General features: G+C 66.9%; 8 protein-coding genes. 2 read left to right on the forward strand and 6 right to left on the reverse strand.

What is annotated here, in order from left to right:
* Both rpsL and QOI01_RS17095 read right to left on the reverse strand, forming a co-directional pair.
* A partial coding sequence (gene rpsL, locus QOI01_RS17090) for a 30S ribosomal protein S12 (RefSeq protein ID WP_526382944.1) occupies positions 1-283 on the reverse strand: 283 nt, incomplete at its 3' end.
* Between the two features lie 383 nt (positions 284-666).
* Entirely contained in the window at positions 667-1,275 is a 609-nt protein-coding gene (locus tag QOI01_RS17095) for a TetR/AcrR family transcriptional regulator (RefSeq protein WP_526382946.1), read from the reverse strand.
* Between the two features lie 217 nt (positions 1,276-1,492).
* Here QOI01_RS17095 and QOI01_RS17100 point away from each other — a divergent pair, with 217 nt between their 5' ends.
* Together QOI01_RS17100 and QOI01_RS17105 are read left to right on the forward strand one after the other, a co-directional pair.
* A complete protein-coding gene (locus QOI01_RS17100) occupies positions 1,493-1,831 on the forward strand; it encodes a DUF3060 domain-containing protein (protein ID WP_526382958.1) in 339 nt (112 codons plus the stop codon).
* A 44-nt stretch (positions 1,832-1,875) separates the two neighbouring features.
* Positions 1,876-2,292 carry a DUF3060 domain-containing protein gene (locus QOI01_RS17105; RefSeq protein WP_526382948.1) on the forward strand — a complete coding sequence of 139 codons (417 nt, stop codon included), beginning with the start codon at positions 1,876-1,878 and terminating at the stop codon, positions 2,290-2,292.
* On the opposite strand, the gene QOI01_RS17110 is transcribed toward QOI01_RS17105, so the two are convergent.
* From QOI01_RS17110 to QOI01_RS17125, 4 genes are all read right to left on the reverse strand, one after another.
* Positions 2,279-3,097, reverse strand: a complete 819-nt coding sequence (locus QOI01_RS17110; protein WP_526382950.1) for a crotonase/enoyl-CoA hydratase family protein — start codon at positions 3,095-3,097, stop codon at positions 2,279-2,281. The genes QOI01_RS17105 and QOI01_RS17110 overlap by 14 nt on opposite strands.
* The gene (locus tag QOI01_RS17115) at positions 3,094-3,828 is read right to left on the reverse strand and encodes a PaaX family transcriptional regulator C-terminal domain-containing protein (RefSeq protein WP_526382952.1); all 735 of its coding nucleotides are present in this window, start codon (positions 3,826-3,828) and stop codon (positions 3,094-3,096) included. Before QOI01_RS17115 ends, QOI01_RS17110 begins: the two co-directional genes overlap by 4 nt.
* Positions 3,829-3,831: 3 nt before the next feature.
* On the reverse strand, positions 3,832-4,770 hold the full coding sequence (locus QOI01_RS17120; RefSeq protein ID WP_526382954.1) for an enoyl-CoA hydratase/isomerase family protein: 939 nt from the start codon (positions 4,768-4,770) through the stop codon (positions 3,832-3,834).
* 91 nt (positions 4,771-4,861) lie between these two features.
* Positions 4,862-5,942: acyl-CoA dehydrogenase family protein (locus tag QOI01_RS17125; protein ID WP_526382956.1), on the reverse strand; the 1,081-nt coding region annotated here is incomplete at its 5' end.

The following is a 5,942-nucleotide window of genomic DNA, read 5'->3' on the forward strand; positions in this document are numbered from 1 at the left end:
AACGCACACCGGGGAGGTCCTTCACACGACCACCACGCACCAGCACCATCGAGTGCTCCTGCAGGTTGTGCCCCTCACCGGGGATGTAGGCGGTGACCTCGACCTGGCTGGTCAGCTTGACGCGCGCAACCTTGCGAAGTGCCGAGTTTGGCTTCTTCGGGGTGGTCGTGTACACGCGGGTGCACACGCCGCGGCGCTGTGGGCTGCCCTTGAGGGCCGCGGTCTTGATCTTGGCGATCTTGTCGCGACGACCCTTGCGGACCAGCTGGTTGATGGTTGGCATGTACCGGCTTTCTGTGTTTCTTCCGTGTTGCTGCTGTTGTATTCGGTCGTTCTCAAGTCTGTTTACTGCGGTTACACCCTGCGGGTTACCCCGCTACCGGCGTGTCGCACGCGCTCGCGCACCGAATCTCGTCGATGCTTCGTGGACATGCGAATTGGCCCGGCGTGCAGGCTTGCTCACAGCCATCACAGCTGCAAGCGCCCTATCGGCCAGGCACGATCGACCACAATACCTGCCCACGGGGCCGCAGGTCAAAGCGCGCTGGAGCCGCCAATTCGCCTGGTCAAGTGACACCGCGAAATCGGTCCGCGATGACCTGCGGACGGAGGTCTCCCCCGACGATACCGGCTGGCTACCGGCTGGCTACCGGCTGGCTGAGCCCGTCAGCGACGTTCCATGCCCGCCGCCAGCCGCAGGACCATGTCAGTGAAAAGGGCGTCGGTGTCGATGTCGTCCATCACGCCCGTCATCTCGAGAAGGACGAAACCGTGCAGCGCCGACCAGAACTCCAGGGCCGCGAAGAACCCGTTCTCCCCTTCCAACCCGTACGACGCCAACACCTGGATGACCGGCCCCGCGGCCGCCCGCGTAGCTGCCGTGTACTCGGGATCGTCGCCGCCGAGGGGCATCCGGGTGAACGCCGAATAGCGGCCAGGGTGGTGGTGGGCGTAACTGCGGTACGAGCTGGCCATCGCGACCACCGCGTCGTCGCGGGTACGGCCATCCCCCACCGTGTTGAGCATGCCGATGATGTCGTCGACCACTCGCATGCGCACCGTGCGGCGCAGATCCTCGAGGCTGTCGACGTGGTTGTACAGGGACGGACCCTTGGTGCCGAGCTGCGTCGCCAGCGCGTTGATGGTGAGCGCGTCCCACCCTTCGCGGTCGAGGAACGTCAACGCGGCGTTGACGATGGCGTCGCGACTCAACTTGGTGGCCCTGGCGGGACTTCGCGATCGGCCAGCTGATTGCGCCTCCGGCCGAGCTGCCATGAAATGGTGTCCTTCGAATCGACGGGTGAACATCGTACGTCCCGCAGTTGGGACAGCGAGTGACCCTAACCCCGCGCGTCGTTCGAACACGGTACCCAGCGAAGTCGTGCCATCGAGGCCACTCAGCAACGTAGAGTCTGCGCAGGCGGAGTACGGCTGCGATGCGAAGGGGACCACCGTGGGTTGCAGAGCGTTGGGTGCGTCCCTGGCGGTAGGCATGGTCGCGATTCCCGTCGCGCTGTGCGTCGGAGTTCCCCCCGCACAGGCGAAGAACGGCGACACCCACATCACCGGTCAGGGCATCGTCCAGACCCTGGACTGCAATGACGCGACCCTCATCGTCATGGGCACCGGAAACACCATCACCGCGGTCGGTTCGTGCTGGGCGGTCACCACGCAGGGATCATCGAACATCGTCATCGCCGACAACGTCGTCAACGACATCACCGTCTATGGGTTCAACCAGACGGTGCTGTACCACAACGGCGATCCGCAGGTCCTGGACCGGGGCCGCGAACTCGGTCTGACGAACCGCATCGACCGGCTGCCCGCGTAGTCTCGTCGCAGCGGCGTAGCCAACCGCCGCGGAAGCGAGAAATCATGCGCGCGAACTCCCCCGGGCTGGTCGGTCTCTTCGGCGCACTTGCCGGCGTCGCCGTTCTGAGCCTCGCCGGTTGCGGCTCGCAGAGTAGCGACACCAATTCCCCGACCGCCACGGTCGGCACGTCCGGCGTCCAAGTCGAGATAGCCAACACCATCAACTACGGATCGGTCGGCACGACCGCGGAGATCGACTGCGCCGACGGCAAGTCGCTCACCATCGGCGGCTCGAACAACACGCTGACCGTCAAGGGCACGTGTACCAACGTGAACATCGGCGGTGCCGACAACAAGATCACCCTCGACAAGATCGGCGCCGGTCTCAGCGTCGTCGGCCTGAACAACACCGTCACCTACTCCGGCGGCGACCCGACCGTCAACGACACGGGTTCGGGGAACTCCATCAGGAAGGGCTAGCCGTCCCGTGCCGGCCCGCCCCGTCGGCGAATCGCTGGGCGCCCGCCAGTGATTCGGCGGCGACCTTGGACATGCTGCCGAACTCGACGTCCATCGCCCCCGCCTCGGACATGCCCCATTGGTTGAGTGTGGAGGCCCGATCCGCTCGCAGGCACTGTTGTGGAAGAGCGGCGAGTTCGGCAGCCAGCGTCTCGGCGGCCTCGCGCGCCTGACCGTTCGGCACGACACGGTTGGCGAGTCCGATCGCGAGCGCCTCCCTGGCGTCGACGCTGCGACCCGTGAGGATCAGGTCCATCGCACGGCTGTGCCCGATGAGGCGGGGCAGTCGCACCGTCCCCCCGTCGATCAGCGGCACGCCCCAGCGGCGGCAGTACACGCCGAAGACGGCGTCCTCCTCGGCCACGCGCAGGTCACACCACAGCGCCAACTCGAGGCCGCCTGCCACCGCGAATCCACTGACGGCGGCAATGACCGGCTTGGACAACACCATTCGGGACGGGCCCATCGGCCCCGGACCGGCCCGATGGACCGGATTGGCGTCGGGTGTGCCTAAGGCCTTCAGATCCGCTCCGGCACAAAAGGTTCCGTTGTCCCCCCAGAGCACCGCGACGGATGCGGAGTCATCGGCGTCGAACTCCTCGAACGCCGCGAACAGGCCCGCGGAGGCGGGACCATTGACAGCGTTGCGGGCCGCGGGGCGATTCATGATCACCGTCGTCACCGGGCCATTGCGTTCCACGCGAACGCCGCTCCTGTTGGATTCCCCGGTCGCTTCGCTCCTGCCCTCCGGAAAGTTGTCAGTCATCGTGCCTCCATCAATTCGGTGTCGTCACGCCGCGCAACGAGTTCCGCGGCGAAGTCGTGATAAGCCAGTCGCAGGGCCGACCCCGGCCAATCCTCGGGTAGCAGTTCCTGCGGCAGTACCGGGTCGGAGAGTAGGTGACGCACCATGCCTGCGGCAGCGACGAACCGCCCCGGAACGTCATCGGCGCCGGCCATGTCGTCGAGCAAGCCCCGTCCGGTCCGCACCCAGCCGGGCAGATCCCAAAGCCTCCCGGCCAGCCCGGCGGGATCGTCATCGCGGGCCTGCAACACCCGAACCCGCGCACGTAGGTCGTCGGCCAGTTCCAGGTCGAGATTCGCCGGACGCATCCACACACCCTCGCGCAGTTCGGCGAACCTCTTGTCGTGCAACGTAGTTCGAACCGCCGCCCGTGTCTTGGCATCGGTGCCGACGCTGGTGATCACCAGCGTGGTCCACGTCCCGCCCCACCCTCGCAGGCTCGGGTTCAGCGCGTCGTCCTGACGTTGCTGGCGCGTGAGGAGCCGGTCGGAGAGCCGATAACCGTCGGCGGAGCGCACCAGGTCGCCTGCACCGACCATCCGTGTCAGGGCGACTCGCAGCGTCGGCTCCTTGATGCCGAAATCCGCTGTCAGCGTTACCAGCTCGCTCGCCGATGCCCACGCGGGGTGTGCGCCGAGCAGCACGCTGAGCACTACCGACCGTGCGGTCAACCGGTTGAGCGTGCCGGCCATCGGCTAAACCCCGGACGTCTTGCGGCCCGCGTCGCCGTAGGGCTCGTCACGACCCCTCACCGCGTCGCGGAAACCGTGCTCGGTCGCCTCCGCGACGAAGGCATGGCCCTCGGGGGTGTGCCGTGCCACCCCGTCGAACACCGTGCTGACCATCCGACTGGTGGCGATGCCCTGGTTGTACAGCGCGGTGTTGAGCGCCAGTTTGGCCATGATCAACTGGTTCACCGGCATCGCGGCGATGCGCCCGACGAGTCGTTCCGTCCGCTCGTCGAGGTCCTCGGGTTCCGGCGCCTCGATCGCGAGACCCCACTCGGCGGCCTGCGCTCCGCTGATGCAATCACCGGTGAAGAGAAGACGTTTCGCGCGCTGGTCACCGAGACGGTGTGCCCACAGACCGGCCGCGGGCACTCCCCACACCCTCATCGGCGGGTAGCCGATCTTCGCATCCGACGCCGCGATCACCTGGTCGGCGTGCAGGGCGATGTCGGTGCCGCCCGCCACACAGTAGCCGTGGATCTTCACGACCGTCGGCTTGTCGGCGTGCATCAGGCTGGCGAACCCCCGCACGAACCGACTCATCATCTGGTAGTCGATCATGGGGTCCCACGGCTGGTCGGGCAGATGATTGATCGCCTGGGTCTTCCCGTCCAGGACGGTGCCGCGGTAGGTACCCGTCCCACCCGCCGACGACGTGCGGTCGGCGTAGGCGGACAGGTCGAATCCGGCACAGAATCCTTCCCCACGGCCCGACACCAGGATCACGTGGACGTTCGGATCGAGGTCGGCACGTTCCACCAGGGCCGACAGTTCCAAAGGGGTGTCCGCGACGATCGCGTTGCCCTTTTCGGGGCGGTTGAAGGTGATTCGCGCAACCCGGTCGGTGACCTCGTAGGTCATCGTCTTCAGGTCGTCGAAGTCGACGGGCCTGATCGCGTGGGTCATGCGCGCTCCGCCCCCGCGCCGAAACAGCATTCCCTGTCGCCAACCGTGCCCGATAACGACAGGGAATGCTGTTTCGGCGATGCCAGGCGGGTCACCCCTTGACCAGCGCGCGCTCGATGATCGGTGACAGGTCCAACCCGGTGGGCAGCGTGCCGAACGCACCGCCCCATTGACCGCCAAGCCTGCTGGCCAGGAACGCCTCCGCGACCGCCGGGTGGCCGTACCGCACCAGCAGTGAGCCCTGCAGCGCGAGCGAAATGTCCTCGGCCACCTTGCGGGCCCGGTACTGGATGGTCTCCAAGCCGTCGAGTTCCGCGCGCAGCGACCCCACGTGTGCGTCCAGTCGCGAATCCTGGCCCGTCGTCCTGCCCAACTCGTCGAACAGCACGTCAACGCATTCCGGACGGGTTGCCATGGCGCGCAACGCATCCAGTGCACTGACGTTGCCAGAGCCCTCCCAGATGCCCATGAGCGGCGCTTCGCGGTACAGCCGCGGCATGCCCGACTCCTCGACGTAGCCGTTGCCTCCCAGACACTCCATCGCCTCGGCCGCGTGCGGGGTGGCGCGCTTGCACACCCAGTACTTCCCGGCGGCGAGTCCGATCCGACGCAGGAGGGTTTCACGTTCGTCCCCCCGCACGGCCGCGTCTGTGGCGCCTGCCATCCGCATCGCCAACGTGGTGGCGGCCTCGGCTTCGACCGCGAGGTCGGCGAGCACGTTGCGCATCAGCGGTTGGTCGATCAGGTACGCGCCGAACGCCTTTCGGTGCTGAGCGTGGTGGATCGCCCGCGTCAGACCGGTTCGCATGCTGGTGGCACTGCCAAGGGTGCAGTCGAGTCGGGTGAGGTTGACCATCTCGATGATGGTCGGCACGCCCCGCCCCTCCTCGCCGACGAGCCACGCGGTCGCGCCGTCGTACTCGACCTCGCTGGACGCGTTGGCGTGGTTGCCGAGCTTGTCCTTGAGGCGCTGCAGGAACATCCGGTTGCGCGAGCCGTCGGGCAGCACCCGTGGCAGGAGGAAACAACTCAAACCGCCCGGCGCCTGCGCGAGCACCAGGAAGACGTCGCACATCGGAGCCGACGTGAACCACTTGTGGCCGGTGAGGCTGTAGGTGCCGTCGGCGTTCGGTGTCGCTTGTGTGGTGCCTGCGCGAACGTCGGAGCCGCCC

It is taken from the genome of Mycobacterium sp., from assembly GCF_032162605.1.
Lineage (GTDB): Bacteria > Actinomycetota > Actinomycetes > Mycobacteriales > Mycobacteriaceae > Mycobacterium.

Bases quoted from the DNA above. Each gene is read 5' to 3' on its own strand.
- QOI01_RS17095 (WP_526382946.1), bottom strand. From the start codon at position 1,275: ATGGCAGCTCGGCCGGAGGCGCAATCAGCTGGCCGATCGCGAAGTCCC.
- QOI01_RS17100 (WP_526382958.1), top strand. From the start codon at position 1,493: ATGGTCGCGATTCCCGTCGCGCTGTGCGTCGGAGTTCCCCCCGCACAG.
- QOI01_RS17105 (WP_526382948.1), top strand. From the start codon at position 1,876: ATGCGCGCGAACTCCCCCGGGCTGGTCGGTCTCTTCGGCGCACTTGCC.
- QOI01_RS17110 (WP_526382950.1), bottom strand. From the start codon at position 3,097: ATGACTGACAACTTTCCGGAGGGCAGGAGCGAAGCGACCGGGGAATCC.
- QOI01_RS17115 (WP_526382952.1), bottom strand. From the start codon at position 3,828: ATGGCCGGCACGCTCAACCGGTTGACCGCACGGTCGGTAGTGCTCAGC.
- QOI01_RS17120 (WP_526382954.1), bottom strand. From the start codon at position 4,770: ATGACCCACGCGATCAGGCCCGTCGACTTCGACGACCTGAAGACGATG.